The sequence below is a fragment of the Pseudomonas sp. SLBN-26 genome, assembly GCF_006715895.1.
GTDB lineage: Bacteria > Pseudomonadota > Gammaproteobacteria > Pseudomonadales > Pseudomonadaceae > Metapseudomonas > Metapseudomonas otitidis.
This window is the reverse complement of the sequence record NZ_VFOB01000001.1, coordinates 3,696,064-3,715,502: the sequence shown is the minus strand read 5'-3', so window position 1 is coordinate 3,715,502 and position 19,439 is coordinate 3,696,064. Positions and strand designations below refer to the sequence as shown.

General features: G+C 59.0%; 15 protein-coding genes and 4 tRNA genes. All 19 read left to right on the top strand.

The window, feature by feature from the left end; genetic code table 11:
- Window positions 1–16: 16 nt before the first annotated feature.
- The 19 genes from birA to fusA all read left to right on the top strand — a co-directional run bounded on the left by birA (window position 17) and on the right by fusA (window position 19,435).
- Entirely contained in the window at window positions 17–967 is a 951-nt protein-coding gene (gene birA / locus FBY21_RS17165; protein WP_074974303.1) for a bifunctional biotin--[acetyl-CoA-carboxylase] ligase/biotin operon repressor BirA, read from the top strand.
- Entirely contained in the window at window positions 951–1,700 is a 750-nt protein-coding gene (locus FBY21_RS17160; protein WP_074974301.1) for a type III pantothenate kinase, read from the top strand. The genes birA and FBY21_RS17160 overlap by 17 nt, the downstream gene beginning before the upstream one ends.
- An 8-nt stretch (window positions 1,701–1,708) precedes the next feature.
- The gene (locus FBY21_RS17155; protein WP_074974299.1) at window positions 1,709–2,389 is read left to right on the top strand and encodes an SPOR domain-containing protein; all 681 of its coding nucleotides are present in this window, start codon (window positions 1,709–1,711) and stop codon (window positions 2,387–2,389) included.
- 142 nt (window positions 2,390–2,531) lie between these two features.
- Window positions 2,532–2,616: transfer RNA gene (locus FBY21_RS17150), tRNA-Tyr, on the top strand.
- Window positions 2,617–2,641: 25 nt separating this feature from the next.
- Window positions 2,642–2,715: transfer RNA gene (locus FBY21_RS17145), tRNA-Gly, on the top strand.
- Window positions 2,716–2,741: 26 nt separating this feature from the next.
- Window positions 2,742–2,817, top strand: a tRNA-Thr gene (locus FBY21_RS17140).
- An 84-nt stretch (window positions 2,818–2,901) separates the two neighbouring features.
- Window positions 2,902–4,095, top strand: coding sequence for an elongation factor Tu (gene tuf / locus FBY21_RS17135; RefSeq protein ID WP_044410941.1), 1,194 nt, complete (start codon window positions 2,902–2,904; stop codon window positions 4,093–4,095).
- A 53-nt stretch (window positions 4,096–4,148) separates the two neighbouring features.
- Window positions 4,149–4,224, top strand: a tRNA-Trp gene (locus FBY21_RS17130).
- Window positions 4,225–4,272: 48 nt separating this feature from the next.
- Window positions 4,273–4,641 carry a preprotein translocase subunit SecE gene (gene secE, locus FBY21_RS17125; protein ID WP_142012515.1) on the top strand — a complete coding sequence of 123 codons (369 nt, stop codon included), beginning with the start codon at window positions 4,273–4,275 and terminating at the stop codon, window positions 4,639–4,641.
- Between the two features lie 10 nt (window positions 4,642–4,651).
- The gene (gene nusG, locus FBY21_RS17120; RefSeq protein WP_044410915.1) at window positions 4,652–5,185 is read left to right on the top strand and encodes a transcription termination/antitermination protein NusG; all 534 of its coding nucleotides are present in this window, start codon (window positions 4,652–4,654) and stop codon (window positions 5,183–5,185) included.
- Window positions 5,186–5,300: 115 nt separating this feature from the next.
- Complete coding sequence (gene rplK / locus FBY21_RS17115; protein WP_044410918.1) at window positions 5,301–5,732, top strand: 50S ribosomal protein L11; 432 nt, start codon at window positions 5,301–5,303, stop codon at window positions 5,730–5,732.
- Window positions 5,733–6,428: a 50S ribosomal protein L1 gene (gene rplA, locus FBY21_RS17110; protein ID WP_044410921.1), complete on the top strand. Its 696-nt coding sequence runs from the start codon at window positions 5,733–5,735 to the stop codon at window positions 6,426–6,428. It begins immediately after the preceding gene.
- A 212-nt stretch (window positions 6,429–6,640) separates the two neighbouring features.
- The gene (rplJ, locus tag FBY21_RS17105; protein WP_044410923.1) at window positions 6,641–7,141 is read left to right on the top strand and encodes a 50S ribosomal protein L10; all 501 of its coding nucleotides are present in this window, start codon (window positions 6,641–6,643) and stop codon (window positions 7,139–7,141) included.
- Between the two features lie 81 nt (window positions 7,142–7,222).
- Window positions 7,223–7,591, top strand: a complete 369-nt coding sequence (gene rplL, locus FBY21_RS17100; protein WP_069563578.1) for a 50S ribosomal protein L7/L12 — start codon at window positions 7,223–7,225, stop codon at window positions 7,589–7,591.
- A 221-nt stretch (window positions 7,592–7,812) separates the two neighbouring features.
- Window positions 7,813–11,886 carry a DNA-directed RNA polymerase subunit beta gene (rpoB, locus tag FBY21_RS17095; protein WP_044410928.1) on the top strand — a complete coding sequence of 1,358 codons (4,074 nt, stop codon included), beginning with the start codon at window positions 7,813–7,815 and terminating at the stop codon, window positions 11,884–11,886.
- A 67-nt stretch (window positions 11,887–11,953) separates the two neighbouring features.
- Entirely contained in the window at window positions 11,954–16,159 is a 4,206-nt protein-coding gene (gene rpoC, locus FBY21_RS17090; RefSeq protein WP_044410930.1) for a DNA-directed RNA polymerase subunit beta', read from the top strand.
- Between the two features lie 158 nt (window positions 16,160–16,317).
- Window positions 16,318–16,689, top strand: a complete 372-nt coding sequence (gene rpsL / locus FBY21_RS17085) for a 30S ribosomal protein S12 (RefSeq protein ID WP_044410932.1) — start codon at window positions 16,318–16,320, stop codon at window positions 16,687–16,689.
- Between the two features lie 109 nt (window positions 16,690–16,798).
- A complete protein-coding gene (gene rpsG, locus FBY21_RS17080) occupies window positions 16,799–17,269 on the top strand; it encodes a 30S ribosomal protein S7 (protein WP_044410935.1) in 471 nt (156 codons plus the stop codon).
- Window positions 17,270–17,299: 30 nt separating this feature from the next.
- Window positions 17,300–19,435: an elongation factor G gene (gene fusA / locus FBY21_RS17075; RefSeq protein ID WP_074974281.1), complete on the top strand. Its 2,136-nt coding sequence runs from the start codon at window positions 17,300–17,302 to the stop codon at window positions 19,433–19,435.
- Window positions 19,436–19,439: the final 4 nt, after the last annotated feature.

The window sequence follows — 19,439 nt, the reverse complement described above, 5'->3', positions numbered from 1 at the left end:
AAAGAGGCTGAGCGTTATGTTGAATCTGATACGTCTCCTTCAGGATGGCCAGTTTCATTCCGGAGAGTTCCTGGGTGAGGCGCTTGGCATTTCCCGTGCTGCTGTCTGGAAGCATCTGAAGCACCTCGAGGCTGCTTACGGCCTGGATATCCATAGGGTCCGGGGAAAAGGTTATCGCCTTGCTTCTCCATTCGAGCCTCTTTCCCAGGAGCGTCTTTTCGCCCTAGGTGAGCCGTGGCCAATCTTTATCCATGAGAGCATTGACTCTACAAACGCGGAAGCACTGCGCTTGTTATCCCAGGGCGTACAGGCGCCATTTGTTGTCTTGGCGGAGCACCAGTCTGGTGGGCGCGGTCGTCGAGGGCGAGCCTGGGTGTCGCCCTATGGTGAGAATCTCTATCTCTCATGCGTAATCAGGATAGATGGAGGCGCCAGACAGCTGGAGGGAATGAGTCTGCTGGTTGGTGTTGCCGTGTTGCGGGTTCTTCAGTCGCTAGGTGTGAGTTCCGCGCAGCTCAAGTGGCCCAATGATGTTTTGGTGGCGGAGCGGAAGATTGCCGGAATTCTCATCGAACTCGTGGGAGATCCAGCTGATATCTGTAATGTCGTTATTGGTGTCGGGCTCAACGTCAATATGTTGAGCCGACAGGCAGAAATTACCCAGGAGTGGACGTCCGTCCGTTCCGAGATTGGATCCCTTCAGGATCGCACGCAAATTGCTGCTGCTCTTCTATGTGAGCTCCGCCGTTGCCTGGGAGAGGGGTTCGCTGCTGTTCGGAGGGAGTGGGAGCTCCATCATGCGTGGACCGGAAGGGAGGTATCCGTACTAACCGCCAGCAAGCGTGTGGACGGTGTGGTTCTTGGTATTGATAAAAGTGGCGCTCTTCGCCTTGATGTGGGGGGCACCGAGTTGCTGCTAAACGGGGGAGAGCTCAGTTTGAGGTTGCGAGATGATTCTAGAGCTTGACTGTGGCAACAGCTTCATCAAATGGCGCCTGCTTGGCACCGACAGTGAAGGAGCGCTCATTTCAGGTGTTGCTGCTGATGGCGACAATGTCATCCAGGCAATCAAGGCCTCCGACTACTCAGGCATTCAGCAGTGCCGATTAGTCAGTGTGCGCTCGGAGGAGGAAACTTCCGCGCTGCTGCAGGCTCTTGAACAAGCGTTTCATGCAAGGCCTCTGCTCGCATCCTCTTCGAAGGTATTGGCGGGAGTCGTTAATGGCTATGAGGATTTCCACAAGCTTGGATTGGATCGATGGCTTGCTGTCGTTGCCGCCTACCACGTCAGCAAGAGCGCATCGCTCGTGCTTGATCTCGGTACGGCGGTCACCTCCGACTTCGTAACTTCCAGTGGCGTGCATCTCGGGGGGTATATATGTCCAGGAGTGCCACTCATGCGTAGCCAGCTCAGAACGCATACGCGACGAATCCGGTATGACGACGAAGCTGCCGCTCAAGCGGTGGCGCACATGAAGCCAGGGCGGAACACCGCTGAAGCCGTTGAGCGAGGTTGCCTTTTGATGCTCAAGGGGTTCGTGCGCATGCAATTGGATCTGGCCCGACAACAGTTGGGAGAGGATTTCTGCATTTTTCTCACCGGAGGGGATGCTGCATTGGTAAAAGAGGAAGTGCCCAATGCGAGATTGGCTCCTGATCTAGTTTTTTCCGGACTTGCGATTGCGTGTCCATTTGACTGAGGTTGTCCATGCGCTGGCTGTTCCTGCTCTTATTGGTGCTGAATCTCTTCTATTACGTTTGGCACCAACAACAGGCCCCTCTCCAGGTCAAAGAAGTCGAGACACTGTCTCTTTACAGGGGGGGGCAGCAAGACATTCGTTTGTTGAGTGAGTCCAAGGAAAATACTGCCCCTCGTGCTCAGCAGCAGTCAGCGCCTTTGCCTGATGCTCAGGTTTGTCTGTTTTTGGGAGGCCTGGATCGTGAGGAGCAAGTGAAGGGTGTTGAGCAAAGGCTGCTAGCCCTGAATATCCAGAGCAGCATTCAAAGTGTGGATGCTGCTGCAGGCGTTGACTACTGGGTCTATCTCGCTCCGCTTGCCTCCAGGCAGGCATCGTTGCGGCAATTGAAGGAGCTCCAGGCTCGCAAGATCGACAGCTACCTGATCAGTCAGGGCGACCTGCAGAACGGCATCTCACTTGGGATTTTTCCAAGACTTGACTCGGCCGAGAGTGTAATGACGCGTCTCAAGGATGCGGGGTACGAGCCTCTTATGCGTGAGTTGCCACGCGCTCACCGCGATTACTGGGTTCGCGTGGATGGAGAGGGCCGTCGACTTGTGGATGACGCTTTGCTAGCGACGCTTGTGAAAGATTTTCCGGGTCTTCAGCACAAAATTATGCCCTGCCAGGGTGTTGCATCTCACGAATAGTTTGCATAGAATGGCGCCCGCTTCGCAGACAGGCCTAAAGAGATGTTTGCAGAAGCGCTGTCAAAAATAGCTAACCTCAAGATTTTAATGAGAAAAAGCTTGACAGCAGGGGCGGCTACGATGAAAATGCCGCCTCCCGATTGGAGGGATTCCCGAGTGGCCAAAGGGATCAGACTGTAAATCTGACGTCATAGACTTCGAAGGTTCGAATCCTTCTCCCTCCACCAGATTCAAGCGTGAGCACCAGGCTCCGCGGGTATAGTTCAGTGGTAGAACCTCAGCCTTCCAAGCTGATGATGCGGGTTCGATTCCCGCTACCCGCTCCAGGTTTGATGTTTGTGCAATGTGTTTGGCTCATGTAGCTCAGCTGGTAGAGCACACCCTTGGTAAGGGTGAGGTCAGCGGTTCAAATCCGCTCATGAGCTCCATCTTACAAAGGCAGATATGAAAATATCTGCCTTTGTTTTAATGGTGGCGTGACTCGCTCAATTCATTGATGGGAGACGTTCTCGATGGCTAAAGAAAAATTCGAACGTAACAAACCGCACGTCAACGTCGGCACCATTGGTCACGTTGACCATGGCAAGACCACTCTGACTGCTGCCCTGACCAAAGTCTGCTCCGAGACCTGGGGTGGTTCGGCTCGTGCGTTCGATCAGATCGACAACGCTCCGGAAGAGAAAGCTCGCGGTATCACCATCAACACCTCCCACGTTGAGTACGATTCCGCTACTCGTCACTACGCTCACGTTGACTGCCCCGGTCACGCTGACTACGTGAAGAACATGATCACCGGTGCTGCCCAGATGGACGGCGCGATCCTGGTTTGCTCCGCTGCTGACGGCCCCATGCCGCAGACTCGCGAGCACATCCTGCTGTCCCGCCAGGTAGGCGTTCCCTATATCGTCGTGTTCCTGAACAAGGCCGACATGGTTGACGACGCCGAGCTGCTGGAGCTGGTCGAGATGGAAGTTCGCGATCTGCTGAACACCTACGACTTCCCGGGCGACGACACTCCGATCGTCATCGGCTCCGCGCTGATGGCGCTGGAAGGCAAAGACGACAACGAAATCGGTGTTTCCGCTGTTCGCAAGCTGGTAGAGACCCTGGATTCCTACATTCCGGAGCCCATTCGTGCCGTTGACCAGCCGTTCCTGATGCCGATCGAAGACGTGTTCTCCATCTCGGGCCGTGGCACCGTTGTGACCGGTCGTGTTGAGCGCGGTATCGTTCGCGTTCAAGAGGAAGTCGAGATCGTTGGTATCCGTGCTACTTCCAAGACCATCTGCACCGGCGTTGAAATGTTCCGCAAGCTGCTGGACGAAGGCCGTGCTGGTGAGAACGTTGGTATCCTGCTGCGTGGCACCAAGCGTGACGAAGTAGAGCGTGGTCAGGTTCTGGCCAAGCCGGGCACCATCAAGCCGCACACCAAGTTCGAGTGTGAAGTGTACGTGCTGTCCAAGGAAGAAGGTGGTCGTCACACCCCGTTCTTCAAGGGCTACCGTCCGCAGTTCTACTTCCGTACCACCGACGTGACTGGCAACTGCGAGCTGCCGGAAGGCGTTGAAATGGTAATGCCGGGTGACAACATCAAGATGGTCGTCACCCTGATCGCTCCGATCGCCATGGAAGATGGCCTGCGCTTCGCAATCCGCGAAGGCGGTCGTACCGTTGGCGCCGGCGTCGTCGCCAAGATCATCGAATAAGTAGTTGATCTTGCGTTATCAGGCCGGCATAATGGTCGGCCTGATTTTGTTACAGGCCAGTAGCTCAATTGGCAGAGCGGCGGTCTCCAAAACCGCAGGTTGGGGGTTCGATTCCCTCCTGGCCTGCCAGATTTCCCGGTCCTGGGGTCTGGCAATCTCCACACAAGGTCCTTTCCAATGAATGCCAAGCTTGAAGCCAAAGAAACTCGCTTCGATGCGTTGAAGTGGATCGTTGTGGCTTTTCTGGTTGTTGTGGGGGTTGTGGGCAACCACTACTTCGCTGATCAGCCGATTATCTATCGCGTCCTTGCTCTCCTGGTTCTGGGTGGTGCTGCCGCTTTTGTTGCGCTGCAGACCGTCAAGGGGCAGGCGTTCTTTTCTCTGGCCAAAGAAGCGCGTGTCGAGATCCGCAAGGTGGTCTGGCCGACTCGTCAGGAAACTACTCAGACCACGCTGATTGTGGTTGCGGTTGTTCTTGTCATGGCGCTGCTCCTGTGGGGCTTGGATTCCCTGCTGGGTTGGCTTGTTTCGATGATTGTTGGTTAAAGGGTGCCCCGTGGCTAAGCGTTGGTACGTTGTTCACGCGTATTCCGGTTATGAGAAGCATGTCATGCGTTCTCTCGTTGAGCGCGTGAAGCTTGCGGGTATGGAGGATCAGTTTGGTGAGATCCTCGTGCCGACAGAAGAAGTGGTCGAAATGCGCAATGGTCAGAAGCGCAAGAGTGAGCGGAAGTTCTTTCCTGGATATGTGTTGGTCCAGATGGAGATGAATGAAGCCACCTGGCACCTGATCAAGGACACTCCTCGTGTCATGGGGTTCATCGGTGGTACTGCGGACAAGCCCGCTCCCATCACTGAGCGTGAGGCTGAGGCGATTCTTCGCCGTGTTGCTGATAGTGGTGACAAGCCGAAGCCCAAAACCCTGTTCGAGCCGGGCGAGACTGTCCGGGTCATTGATGGTCCGTTTGCGGATTTCAATGGCGTGGTTGAAGAGGTTAATTACGAGAAGAGCCGCATTCAGGTTGCTGTGCTCATCTTCGGTCGCTCCACTCCTGTCGAGTTGGAGTTCAGCCAGGTCGAAAAGGTCTAGCTGTAGATGCATCCCATACCCCGCAGCCAATGGTTGCGGGGTTTTGTCGTCACTGGGATAAACGCAATGAAATCGGGGAGCCCTTGGGCGCTTGAACCCGCAAATGGAGTCATAAATGGCTAAGAAGATTCAGGCTTACATCAAGCTGCAAGTGAAGGCTGGCCAGGCCAACCCTTCGCCGCCGGTTGGTCCCGCTCTCGGTCAACACGGCGTGAACATCATGGAGTTCTGCAAGGCGTTCAACGCCAAGACCCAGGGCATGGAGCCCGGTCTGCCCACTCCGGTGATCATCACTGTCTACAGCGACCGTAGCTTCACGTTCGAGACCAAGAGCACCCCGGCTTCCGTGTTGCTGAAGAAGGCGGCTGGCATCACCAGCGGCTCCTCCCGTCCGAACAGCCAGAAGGTTGGCACCGTTACCCGTGCACAGCTGGAAGATATCGCCAAAGCCAAGCAGGCGGATCTGACTGCAGCTGACCTGGATGCGGCCGTGCGTACCATCGCCGGTTCCGCTCGTAGCATGGGCCTGAACGTGGAGGGCGTGTAAATGGCAAAGCTGACCAAGCGCCAAAAGGCAATTGCTGCCAAGGTTGAAGCCGGCAAGCAATATGCATTCGAAGATGCAGCCAAGCTTCTTGCTGAGCTGTCCACCATCAAGTTCAAGGAGTCCGTGGACATCGCCATCAATCTCGGCGTTGATCCTCGCAAATCCGATCAGGTTGTTCGTGGCGCCACTGTCCTGCCGAATGGCACTGGCAAGAGCGTTCGCGTTGCCGTGTTCACCCAGGGTCCTGGTGTCGAAGCCGCTCTGGCTGCCGGCGCTGACAAGGTTGGCATGGACGAACTGGCTGCCGAAATGAAGGCTGGCGACCTGAGCTACGACGTGGTGATCGCATCTCCCGATGCAATGCGCGTTGTCGGTCAACTGGGTCAGGTTCTCGGCCCCCGTGGCCTGATGCCGAACCCGAAAGTCGGTACCGTTACTCCCGACGTGGCTACCGCTGTCAAGAACGCCAAGGCTGGCCAGGTACGCTTCCGTACTGACAAGAACGGCATCATCCATGCTTCCGTTGGCAAGGTTGATTTCGAGCCGGTCAAGCTGAAGCAGAACGTCGAAGCCCTGCTGTCCGACCTGAAGCGCCTCAAGCCGTCCACCTCCAAGGGGGTGTATGTGCAGCGCGTGACCCTGAGCACCACCATGGGCCCAGGTCTGCAGATCGATCAGGCTTCCCTGGAAGCTTAAGGAACAAAGTCGCAGTGGGCCTTGTGCCCGCTGCGCAGGTATTGGGGTCCCTGCCTGGCGGGGGCTATCCAAGACCGTAGGCGGCCATGCCTCAAACCGGGGAGCGATCCCCGAGCCTACGCAGATGGTGCTCCCGATTCGTTTACCGAATCAGACACCAAAACGCCGTCCGGCCTCGGCTGGACGAACCGGTAACATCCAGGAGTGAACCCGTGGCAATTAAACTCGAAGACAAGAAGGCCATCGTCGCTGAAGTCAACGAGGCTGCCCAAGCTGCCCTGTCCGCTGTCGTGGCTGATGCCCGTGGCGTGACTGTGGCTGCCATGACCGGACTCCGTAAAGAGGCCCGCGCGGCTGGTGTTTACGTCAAAGTCGTACGTAACACCCTCGCCCGTCGCGCCGTCGAAGGCACTTCTTTTGAAGTGCTCGGCGACGTGTTCAAGGGCCCGACCCTCATCGCTTTCTCCAAGGAACATCCGGGTGCTGCCGCCCGTATCTTCAAGGAGTTCGCCAAGGGTCAGGACAAGTTCGAGATCAAGGCCGCCGCGTTTGAAGGCAAGCTGATCGCAGCCAACCAGATCGACGTACTGGCAACCCTGCCGACCTACGACGAAGCCGTATCCCAGCTGATGAGCGTTATCCAAGGCGCCACCAGCAAGCTGGCTCGTACCCTGGCGGCAATCCGCGACCAGAAGGAAAGCGCCGCAGCCTGATAAGGCCGCGCCCGTCCTTTCGCTTTATTCGATTAATTCGATGGCCGCCTGAGGCCATCCATCAATACAGGAATTAGAGTCATGGCTCTGACCAACGAAGACATCATCAACGCCGTATCCGAAATGTCCGTGATGCAAGTTGTTGAACTGATCAAGGCAATGGAAGAGAAGTTCGGCGTTACCGCTGCTGCAGCTGTTGCTGCTGGCCCGGCTGCCGCTGCTGCTGTTGTTGAAGAGCAGACCGAGTTCACCATCGTCCTGGCTGAAGCTGGCGACAAGAAAGTGAACGTGATCAAGGTCGTTCGCGAGCTGACCGGTCTGGGCCTGAAAGAAGCCAAGGCAGTTGTTGACGGCGCCCCGGGCGTGGTCAAGGAAGGCGCTTCGAAAGAAGAAGCCGAAGCTGCCAAGAAGGCTCTGGAAGAAGCTGGCGCCAAAGTCGAGCTCAAGTAAGCGACGACCTTGCGTCTACAGCCTGAGCGGTAAGCGAAAGGCTGATGGCTGGTGGCTTAGGCCACCGGCCTTTTTCCGTTCTAGGTGGCCGCCTCATGGCGGCTACCTGGAATGTGAGGCTCCCACCGACCAAGGTGGCGCAAACCAAGGGGTTTGCACGATTTTCTGGCTACTCCCGTCGGAGGAGCCAAATAAGCAGGTGACCAAGCTGGGGAACGCTGATGGCTTACTCATACACTGAGAAAAAACGTATCCGCAAAGACTTTAGCAAGTTGCCGGACGTCATGGATGTACCCTACCTCCTGGCCATCCAGCTGGATTCGTACCGCGAATTCCTGCAGGCGGGCGCGAGCAAGGAGCGGATCCGTGATATCGGCCTGCACGCGGCCTTCAAGTCTGTATTCCCGATCATCAGCTATTCCGGCAACGCCGCTCTGGAATACGTTGGCTATCGCCTTGGCGAGCCGGCCTTCGACGTCAAGGAATGCGTGCTGCGCGGCGTGACCTTCGCCGTTCCGCTGCGCGTCAAGGTGCGTCTGATCATTTTCGACAAGGAGTCGTCGAACAAGGCCATCAAGGACATCAAGGAACAAGAAGTCTACATGGGCGAAATCCCGCTCATGACCGAAAACGGTACCTTCATCATCAACGGTACCGAGCGCGTGATCGTCTCCCAGCTGCACCGCTCCCCGGGCGTGTTCTTCGACCATGACCGTGGCAAGACCCACAGCTCCGGCAAGCTGCTGTACTCCGCGCGGATCATTCCATACCGTGGTTCCTGGCTGGACTTCGAGTTCGATCCGAAGGACTGCGTGTTCGTTCGTATCGACCGTCGCCGCAAGCTGCCGGCCTCCGTCCTGCTGCGCGCGCTCGGCTACAGCACCGAGGAAGTGCTCAACGCCTTCTATGCCACCAACGTCTTCCATGTGAAGGGCGAAGGCCTGCACCTGGAACTGGTGCCCCAGCGCCTGCGCGGTGAAGTCGCCGTATTCGACATCAAGGATCCGTCCGGCAAGGTGATTGTGGAGCAGGGCCGTCGTATCACCGCCCGCCACATCAACCAGCTGGAGAAGGCTGGCATCAGCGAGCTGGAAGTTCCGCTGGACTACGTCCTCGGTCGCACCACCGCCAAGGCCATCGTGCATCCGGCCACCGGCGAGATCATCGTCGAGTGCAATACCGAGCTGACCACCGACCTCCTGGTCAAGATCGCCAAGGCACAGGTCGTCCGCATCGAGACCCTGTACACCAACGACATCGACTGCGGTCCGTTCATCTCCGACACCCTGAAGATCGACTCCACCAGCAACCAGCTGGAAGCCCTGGTGGAAATCTATCGCATGATGCGTCCTGGTGAGCCGCCGACCAAGGAGGCTGCCGAGACCCTGTTCAACAACCTGTTCTTCAGCGCCGAGCGTTACGACCTGTCTGCTGTCGGCCGCATGAAGTTCAACCGCCGGATCGGTCGCACCGAGATCGAGGGGCCAGGTGTCCTCAGTCGCGAAGATATCGTCGAGGTCCTCAAGACCCTGGTCGACATCCGCAACGGCAAGGGCATCGTCGACGACATCGACCACCTGGGTAACCGTCGTGTCCGTTGCGTTGGCGAAATGGCCGAAAACCAGTTCCGTGTTGGCCTGGTGCGCGTCGAGCGTGCGGTCAAGGAACGCCTGTCCATGGCGGAGAGCGAAGGCCTGATGCCTCAGGACCTGATCAATGCCAAGCCCGTGGCTGCCGCGATCAAGGAGTTCTTCGGCTCCAGCCAGCTCTCCCAGTTCATGGACCAGAACAACCCGCTGTCCGAGATCACTCACAAGCGCCGCGTTTCCGCACTCGGCCCAGGTGGTCTGACCCGCGAGCGCGCGGGCTTCGAAGTCCGCGACGTACACCCGACCCACTACGGCCGTGTGTGCCCGATCGAGACGCCCGAAGGTCCGAACATCGGTCTGATCAACTCCCTGGCCACCTACGCCCGCACCAACCAGTACGGTTTCCTCGAGAGCCCCTACCGTGTTGTAAAAGGCACCCAGGTGACCGATGAGATCGTCTTCCTCTCCGCCATCGAAGAGGCTGACCACGTCATCGCTCAGGCGTCTGCCACGCTCAACGAGCAGGGCCAACTGATCGACGAGCTGGTGGCTGTGCGTCACCTGAACGAGTTCACCGTGAAGGCGCCGGAAGACGTCACCCTCATGGACGTATCGCCGAAGCAGGTCGTTTCCGTCGCTGCCTCGCTGATCCCGTTCCTCGAGCACGACGACGCCAACCGCGCACTCATGGGCTCGAACATGCAGCGTCAGGCCGTGCCGACCCTGCGTGCCGACAAGCCGCTGGTCGGTACCGGCATGGAGCGCAACGTCGCCCGTGACTCCGGTGTCTGCGTCGTGGCCCGTCGTGGTGGCGTGATCGACTCTGTCGATGCCAGCCGCATCGTCGTCCGTGTGAACGACGACGAAGTCGAGACTGGCGAAGCCGGTGTCGACATCTACAACCTGACCAAGTACACCCGTTCCAACCAGAACACCTGCATCAACCAGCGTCCGCTGGTGCAGAAGGGTGACAAGGTTTCGCGCAGCGACATCCTGGCCGATGGTCCGTCCACCGACATGGGTGAACTGGCCCTGGGTCAGAACATGCGCGTCGCGTTCATGCCCTGGAACGGCTTCAACTTCGAAGACTCCATCTGCCTCTCCGAGCGCGTGGTCCAGGAGGATCGTTTCACCACGATCCACATCCAGGAACTGACCTGCGTCGCCCGTGACACCAAGCTAGGCCCAGAAGAAATCACCGCGGACATCCCGAACGTGGGTGAGGCTGCGCTGAACAAGCTGGATGAAGCCGGCATCGTCTACGTCGGCGCCGAAGTACAGGCTGGCGACATCCTGGTCGGCAAGGTCACCCCGAAAGGCGAGACCCAGCTGACTCCGGAAGAGAAGCTGCTGCGCGCGATTTTCGGTGAGAAGGCATCCGACGTTAAGGACACCTCCCTGCGTGTGCCAACCGGTACCAAGGGCACCGTCATCGACGTCCAGGTCTTCACCCGTGATGGCGTGGAGCGCGACTCCCGTGCTCTGTCCATCGAGAAGATGCAGCTCGACGAGATTCGCAAGGACCTGAACGAAGAGTTCCGCATCGTCGAAGGTGCAACCTTCGAGCGCCTGCGTTCCGCCCTGGTCGGCCAGGTTGCAGAAGGTGGCGCCGGCCTCAAGAAAGGCACCGAGATCACCGACGAGTACCTCGACGGCCTCGAGCGCGGCCAGTGGTTCAAGCTGCGCATGGCGGACGACGCTCTGAACGAGCAGCTCGAGAAGGCCCAGGCCTACCTCTCCGACCGCCGCCAGCTGCTGGACGACAAGTTCGAAGACAAGAAGCGCAAGCTTCAGCAAGGCGACGACCTGGCGCCGGGCGTCCTGAAGATCGTCAAGGTGTACCTCGCCATCAAGCGCCGCATCCAGCCGGGTGACAAGATGGCGGGCCGCCACGGTAACAAGGGTGTGGTCTCCGTGATCATGCCGGTCGAAGACATGCCCCACGATGCCAATGGCACGCCGGTGGACATCGTCCTCAACCCGCTGGGTGTACCGTCGCGTATGAACGTCGGCCAGATTCTCGAAACCCACCTGGGCCTTGCGGCCAAGGGCCTGGGCGAGAAGATCAACCGCATGCTCGAAGAGCAGCGCAAGATCGCCGAGCTGCGCAAGTTCCTGCACGAGATCTACAACGAGATCGGTGGGCGTCAGGAGAGCCTGGATGAACTGAGCGATCAGGAAATCCTCGATCTGGCGAAGAACCTGCGCGGCGGCGTGCCGATGGCTACCCCGGTGTTCGACGGTGCCAAGGAGCGCGAGATCAAGGCGATGCTGAAGCTCGCCGATCTGCCCGAGAGCGGCCAGATGCGCCTGTTCGACGGTCGTACCGGCAACATGTTCGAGCGTCCGACCACCGTTGGCTACATGTACATGCTGAAGCTGAACCACCTGGTCGACGACAAGATGCACGCACGTTCCACCGGCTCTTACAGCCTGGTTACCCAGCAGCCGCTGGGTGGTAAGGCGCAGTTCGGTGGCCAGCGTTTCGGGGAGATGGAGGTCTGGGCGCTGGAAGCCTACGGCGCCGCCTACACCCTGCAGGAGATGCTGACCGTGAAGTCCGACGACGTGAACGGCCGTACCAAGATGTACAAGAACATCGTGGATGGCGATCACCGCATGGAGGCCGGCATGCCCGAGTCCTTCAACGTGTTGATCAAAGAGATCCGTTCGCTCGGCATCGACATCGAACTGGAAACCGAATAACACGCGACGCCCAGAACGCTACGGCTGGTCAAGGCCGGTCGTAGCGGGTCCGTGAGGAGGAAAGGCCTTGAAAGACTTGCTGAATCTGTTGAAAAACCAGGGTCAAATCGAAGAGTTCGATGCCATCCGTATTGGCCTGGCCTCGCCCGAGATGATCCGTTCCTGGTCCTTCGGTGAAGTGAAGAAGCCGGAGACCATCAACTACCGTACCTTCAAGCCGGAGCGCGATGGCCTGTTCTGCGCCAAGATCTTCGGCCCGGTGAAGGACTACGAGTGCCTGTGCGGTAAGTACAAGCGCCTCAAGCACCGCGGTGTGATCTGCGAGAAGTGCGGTGTGGAAGTCGCGCTGGCCAAGGTGCGCCGTGAGCGCATGGGCCACATCGAGCTGGCTTCCCCTGTTGCCCACATCTGGTTCCTGAAGTCCCTGCCGTCCCGTATCGGCCTGCTGCTGGACATGACCCTGCGTGACATCGAGCGCGTGCTCTATTTCGAGAGCTACGTAGTGATCGATCCGGGCATGACCACCCTTGAGAAAGGTCAGCTGCTGAACGATGAGCAATACTTCGAAGCCCTCGAAGAGTTCGGTGACGACTTCGACGCCCGCATGGGTGCCGAGGCTGTCCGCGAGCTGCTGAACGCCATCGATCTGGAGCACGAGATCGGCCGCCTGCGCGAAGAGATTCCGCAGACCAACTCGGAAACCAAGATCAAGAAGCTGTCCAAGCGCCTGAAGCTGATGGAAGCCTTCAAGGATTCCGGCAACCACCCCGAGTGGATGGTGCTGACCGTCCTGCCGGTGCTGCCGCCGGACCTGCGTCCGCTGGTTCCGCTGGATGGCGGTCGCTTTGCGACCTCCGACCTGAACGATCTGTATCGCCGGGTCATCAACCGTAACAACCGTCTGAAGCGCCTGCTCGACCTGGCCGCTCCGGACATCATCGTGCGCAACGAAAAGCGCATGCTGCAGGAAGCTGTCGATGCTCTGCTGGACAACGGCCGTCGCGGCCGTGCCATCACTGGCTCGAACAAGCGCCCGCTGAAGTCCCTGGCCGACATGATCAAGGGCAAGCAAGGTCGCTTCCGTCAGAACCTGCTCGGTAAGCGCGTGGACTACTCCGGTCGTTCCGTGATCACCGTGGGCCCGACCCTGCGTCTGCACCAGTGCGGTCTGCCCAAGAAGATGGCCCTTGAGCTGTTCAAGCCGTTCATCTTCGGCAAGCTCGAAGCCCGCGGCATGGCCACCACCATCAAGGCGGCCAAGAAGATGGTCGAGCGCGAACTGCCCGAGGTCTGGGACGTACTCGCCGAAGTCATCCGCGAACACCCCGTGCTGCTGAACCGTGCGCCGACCCTCCACCGTCTGGGTATCCAGGCGTTCGAGCCGGTACTGATCGAAGGCAAGGCCATCCAGCTGCACCCGCTGGTCTGCGCCGCGTACAACGCCGACTTCGACGGTGACCAGATGGCCGTCCACGTTCCGCTGACCCTCGAGGCCCAGCTGGAAGCGCGCGCGCTGATGATGTCCACCAACAACATCCTGTCGCCTGCCAACGGCGAGCCGATCATCGTTCCGTCCCAGGACGTGGTTCTCGGTCTGTACTACATGACCCGTGAGGCGGTGAACGCCAAGGGTGAGGGTCGCGTCTTCGCTGACCTGCAGGAAGTCGACCGCGTGTTCCGCGCCGGCGAGGCGTCCCTGCACGCCCGTGTGAAAGTCCGCATCAACGAGACCGTGAAGGACAAGGACGGCGGTATCACCAAGAACACCCGCATCGTCGACACCACCGTCGGCCGTGCTCTGTTGTTCCAGGTGGTTCCGGCAGGCCTGTCGTTCGACGTGGTCAACCAGCCGATGAAGAAGAAGGCGATCTCCAAGCTGATCAACCAGTGCTACCGCGTGGTGGGTCTGAAGGATACCGTCATCTTCGCCGACCAGCTGATGTACACCGGTTTCGCCTACTCCACCATTTCCGGCGTTTCCATCGGTGTGAACGACTTCGTCATTCCCGATGAGAAGGCACGCATCATCGATGCCGCCACCGAGGAAGTGAAGGAGATCGAGTCCCAGTACGCCTCCGGCCTGGTTACCCAGGGCGAGAAGTACAACAAGGTGATCGACCTCTGGTCCAAGGCGAACGACGAAGTGTCCAAGGCGATGATGGCGAACCTCTCGAAAGAGAAGGTGGTCGATCGCGAGGGCAAGGAAGTCGATCAGGAGTCCTTCAACTCCATGTACATGATGGCGGACTCCGGTGCGCGGGGCTCCGCGGCCCAGATCCGTCAGCTCGCCGGTATGCGCGGCCTGATGGCCAAGCCGGACGGCTCGATCATCGAGACCCCGATCACCGCGAATTTCCGTGAGGGCCTGAACGTACTCCAGTACTTCATCTCCACTCACGGTGCTCGTAAAGGTCTGGCGGATACCGCACTGAAGACCGCGAACTCCGGTTACCTGACCCGTCGCCTGGTCGACGTGGCGCAGGACCTGGTCGTGACCGAGATCGATTGCGGTACCGAGCATGGCCTGCTGATGACTCCGCACATCGAAGGCGGCGACGTGGTCGAGCCTCTGGGCGAGCGCGTCCTGGGTCGTGTCATCGCCAAGGACGTGTTCAAGCCTGGCAGCGACGACGGCGAAGTCATCGTCCCGGCCGGTACCCTGATCGACGAGCAGTGGGTCGAGTTCATCGAGCGTGCGAGCATCGACGAGGTTGTAGTCCGCTCGCCGATCACCTGTGAAACTCGCTATGGCATCTGTGCCAAGTGTTACGGTCGTGACCTGGCACGTGGTCACCAGGTGAACATCGGTGAAGCGGTCGGCGTCATCGCCGCCCAGTCCATCGGTGAGCCGGGTACCCAGCTGACCATGCGTACGTTCCACATCGGTGGTGCGGCCAGCCGTACCTCGGCAGCCGACAACGTCCAGGTCAAGAATGGCGGTACCATCCGCCTGCATAACCTGAAGCACGTCGAGCGTGTCGATGGCGCGCTGGTGGCGGTTTCCCGTTCCGGCGAGCTGGCAGTGGCTGACGAATTCGGTCGCGAGCGCGAGCGCTACAAGCTGCCGTACGGTGCCGTGATCTCCGTGAAGGAAGGTGACAAGGTCGACCCGGGCGCTATCGTTGCCAAGTGGGACCCGCACACCCACCCGATCGTGACCGAGATGAAGGGTACCGTGACCTTCGTCGGCATGGAGGAAGGCATCACCATCAAGCGTCAGACCGACGAACTCACCGGCCTGACCAACATCGAGGTTCTGGATCCGAAGGATCGTCCGGCTGCCGGCAAGGACATTCGTCCGGCTGTGAAGCTGGTCGACGCCAATGGCAAGGAGCTGCTGCTGCCGGGTACCGACGTACCGGCCCAGTACTTCCTGCCGGCGAACGCCCTGGTTGGCGTGGCCGACGGTGCTCAGGTGGGCGTGGGTGATGTTATTGCCCGTATCCCGCAGGAAACCTCGAAGACCCGTGACATCACCGGTGGTCTGCCGCGCGTTGCCGACCTGTTCGAAGCTCGTCGTCCGAAAGAGCCTTCGATCCTGGCGGAAATCAGCGGCACCATCTCCTTCGGCAAGGAGACCAAGGGCAAGCGCCGTCTGGTCATCACGCCGAACGACGGTAGCGATCCTTACGAGGAGCTGATTCCGAAATGGCGTCACCTGAACGTGTTCGAAGGCGAACAGGTGAACCGTGGCGAGGTGATCTCCGACGGTCCGAGCAACCCGCACGACATCCTGCGCCTGCTGGGCGTCAGTGCGCTGGCCAAGTACATCGTCAATGAAATCCAGGACGTGTACCGCCTGCAAGGCGTGAAGATCAACGACAAGCACATCGAGACCATCCTGCGTCAGATGCTGCGTAAGGTAGAGATCGCTGAGTCCGGGGATTCCAGCTTCATCAAGGGCGACCAGATGGAACTGACCCAGGTGCTGGAGGAGAACGAGCGTCTGGCTGGTGAAGATCGCTTCATCGCCAAGTACGAGCGCGTCCTGCTGGGTATCACCAAGGCTTCGCTGTCCACCGAGTCGTTCATCTCTGCGGCATCCTTCCAGGAGACCACCCGCGTCCTCACCGAGGCGGCGGTCACCGGCAAGCGCGACTACCTGCGTGGCCTGAAGGAAAACGTCGTGGTGGGTCGTCTGATCCCGGCCGGTACCGGCCTGGCCTACCACAGCGAGCGCAAGCGTCAGCGCGAAGCCGGCAAGCCGGTCCGCGTAAGCGCGAGCGAGGTGGAAGCAGCGCTGACCGAAGCGCTGAACTCCAGCGGCAACTAATCAGGCGGGCCCTGGGCGACCTTGTGCTGCCCAGGGCCTTGTCTTGACTGGGGGATTGAGTCTCTTTAGACTCATGCACCCCTAAATTTGGCAGGGCGCTGAGCTCTGCCATTTTGCTTTAGGGCAATAGCGTCGAAAGACAACAGTGGAGCTTATAGATGGCAACTATCAACCAGCTGGTACGTCAGCCGCGCAAGCGTATCGTCGACAAGTCCGACGTTCCTGCGCTGCAGAACTGCCCGCAGCGTCGTGGCGTGTGCACCCGCGTGTACACCACCACGCCGAAAAAACCGAACTCCGCACTCCGTAAGGTTTGCCGTGTTCGCCTGACCAACGGTTTTGAAGTCACCTCCTACATCGGTGGTGAAGGTCACAACCTGCAGGAGCACAGCGTAGTGCTGATCCGTGGCGGTCGTGTAAAAGACCTCCCGGGTGTTCGCTACCACACCGTTCGCGGTTCTCTGGATACCACTGGTGTCAAAGACCGTAAGCAGGGGCGCTCCAAGTACGGTACCAAGCGTCCGAAGTAATCCGGCGCTTCAACCTGAATTCTTTTTACTGAGTCGATAAGAGTAAGGTCGGCCGTAACCGAATGGTTATCGTGCCGGGCTAACCTGAAGACCGTTTGAGGGCTTATCAATGCCAAGACGTCGTGTAGCAGCCAAGCGTGAGATCCTGGACGATCCGAAATACGGAAGCCAGATCCTCGCCAAGTTCATGAACCACGTGATGGAAAGCGGCAAGAAGGCCGTGGCCGAGCGCATCGTTTACGGTGCACTGGATACTGTCAAAGCACGCAAGAACACCGATCCCCTGGAGATCTTCGAGAAAGCTCTCGACGCCATCGCTCCGCTGGTCGAAGTCAAGTCCCGCCGTGTAGGCGGTGCTACCTACCAGGTGCCGGTCGAAGTTCGCCCGTCTCGTCGCAATGCGCTGGCAATGCGCTGGCTGGTGGACTCCGCGCGCAAGCGTGGCGAGAAGTCCATGGCCCTGCGTCTCGCTGGTGAGCTGCTGGATGCCTTCGAAGGCAAAGGCGCAGCCGTCAAGAAGCGTGAAGACGTACACCGCATGGCTGAGGCCAACAAAGCGTTCTCGCACTACCGCTTCTAATCACGGCATCAATACTTTTGCGAGGGCTTTATGGCTCGTACCACACCAATTAACCGCTACCGGAACATCGGTATCTGCGCCCACGTTGACGCGGGCAAGACCACCACTACCGAGCGGATCCTGTTCTATACCGGTCTCAGCCACAAGATGGGTGAGGTGCACGACGGCGCTGCTACCACCGACTGGATGGTGCAGGAGCAAGAGCGCGGTATCACCATTACGTCCGCTGCGATCACCACCTTCTGGGAAGGTTCGCGCGGTCAGTACGACAAATACCGTGTAAACGTCATCGACACCCCCGGCCACGTCGACTTCACCATTGAAGTAGAGCGCTCCCTGCGCGTGCTTGACGGCGCTGTCGTGGTGTTCTGCGGTACCTCCGGCGTTGAGCCGCAGTCCGAAACCGTATGGCGTCAGGCCAACAAGTACGGTGTTCCGCGTATCGTCTACGTGAACAAGATGGACCGCGCTGGTGCCAACTTCCTTCGTGTGGTTGGTCAGATCAAGAACCGCCTGGGTCACACCCCGGTTCCGGTTCAGCTGGCCATCGGTGCGGAAGATGACTTCCAGGGGCAGGTCGACCTGCTGAAGATGAAGGCCATCTACTGGAACGAAGACGACAAGGGTACCTCCTACCGCGAGGAAGAGATTCCTGCGGAGCTGGTCGACCTGGCCAACGAGTGGCGCTCCAACATGGTTGAGGCGGCTGCCGAGGCCAACGAAGAGCTGATGAACAAGTACCTCGAGGAAGGTGATCTTTCCATCGAGGAGATCAAGGCTGGTCTGCGTCAGCGCACCATCGCCTGCGAGATCGTTCCGGCTGTCTGCGGTTCTTCGTTCAAGAACAAGGGCGTGCCCCTGGTTCTCGATGCCGTCATCGATTTCCTGCCTGCTCCGACCGAGATTCCGGCCATCCAGGGTATCCACCCGGACCACATCGATCTGGGCGACGAGGCTCCGAAAGACGAGCGTCATGCCGACGACAACGCGCCGTTCTCCGCATTGGCGTTCAAGATCGCTACCGACCCGTTCGTTGGTACCCTCACCTTCGTGCGCGTCTACTCGGGCGTTCTGGAGTCTGGCCAGTCGGTCATCAACTCCGTGAAGAGCAAGAAAGAGCGCGTTGGCCGTATGGTGCAGATGCACGCCAACCAGCGTGACGAGATCAAGGAAGTGCGCGCAGGCGACATTGCGGCCCTGATCGGCATGAAGGACGTCACCACAGGTGACACTCTGTGCGATCCGGACAAACCGATCGTCCTCGAGCGCATGGACTTCCCGGAGCCCGTGATTCACGTGGCTGTCGAGCCGAAGACCAAGGCTGACCAGGAGAAGATGGGTATCGCTCTGGGCAAGCTGGCCCAGGAAGACCCGTCGTTCCGCGTCAAGACCGACGAAGAGTCCGGCCAGACCATCATTGGTGGTATGGGCGAGCTGCACCTGGACATCATCGTCGACCGCATGAAGCGTGAGTTCGGTGTAGAGGCCAACATCGGTAAGCCACAGGTGGCCTACCGTGAGACCATTTCCAAGGACAACGTCGAGATCGAAGGCAAGTTCGTTCGTCAGTCCGGTGGTCGTGGTCAGTTCGGTCACTGCTGGATTCGCTTCTCGTCGGCTGACGTGGACGAAAAAGGCAACATCACCGAGGGTCTGGTATTCACCAACGAAGTCGTCGGTGGTGTGGTTCCGAAGGAATACATCCCTGCGATCCAGAAGGGTATCGAAGAGCAGATGAAGAACGGCGTTGTTGCCGGTTATCCGCTCATCGGCCTGAAGGCTACCGTATTCGATGGTTCGTACCACGACGTCGACTCCAACGAAATGGCGTTCAAGATCGCGGCCTCCATGGCGACCAAGCAACTGGCCCAGAAGGGCGGTGGTAAGGTGCTTGAACCGATCATGAAGGTCGAAGTGGTAACCCCCGAGGACTACATGGGTGACGTGATGGGTGACCTGAACCGTCGTCGTGGCCTGATTCTGGGTATGGAAGACTCGGTTTCCGGTAAGGTTATCCGTGCCGAGGTTCCGCTGGGTGAGATGTTCGGTTATGCGACCGACGTTCGCTCCATGTCTCAGGGTCGCGCCAGCTACTCCATGGAATTCTCCAAGTACGCCGAAGCTCCGTCGAACATCGTCGAAGCGCTCGTTAAAAAACAAGGCTAATCCC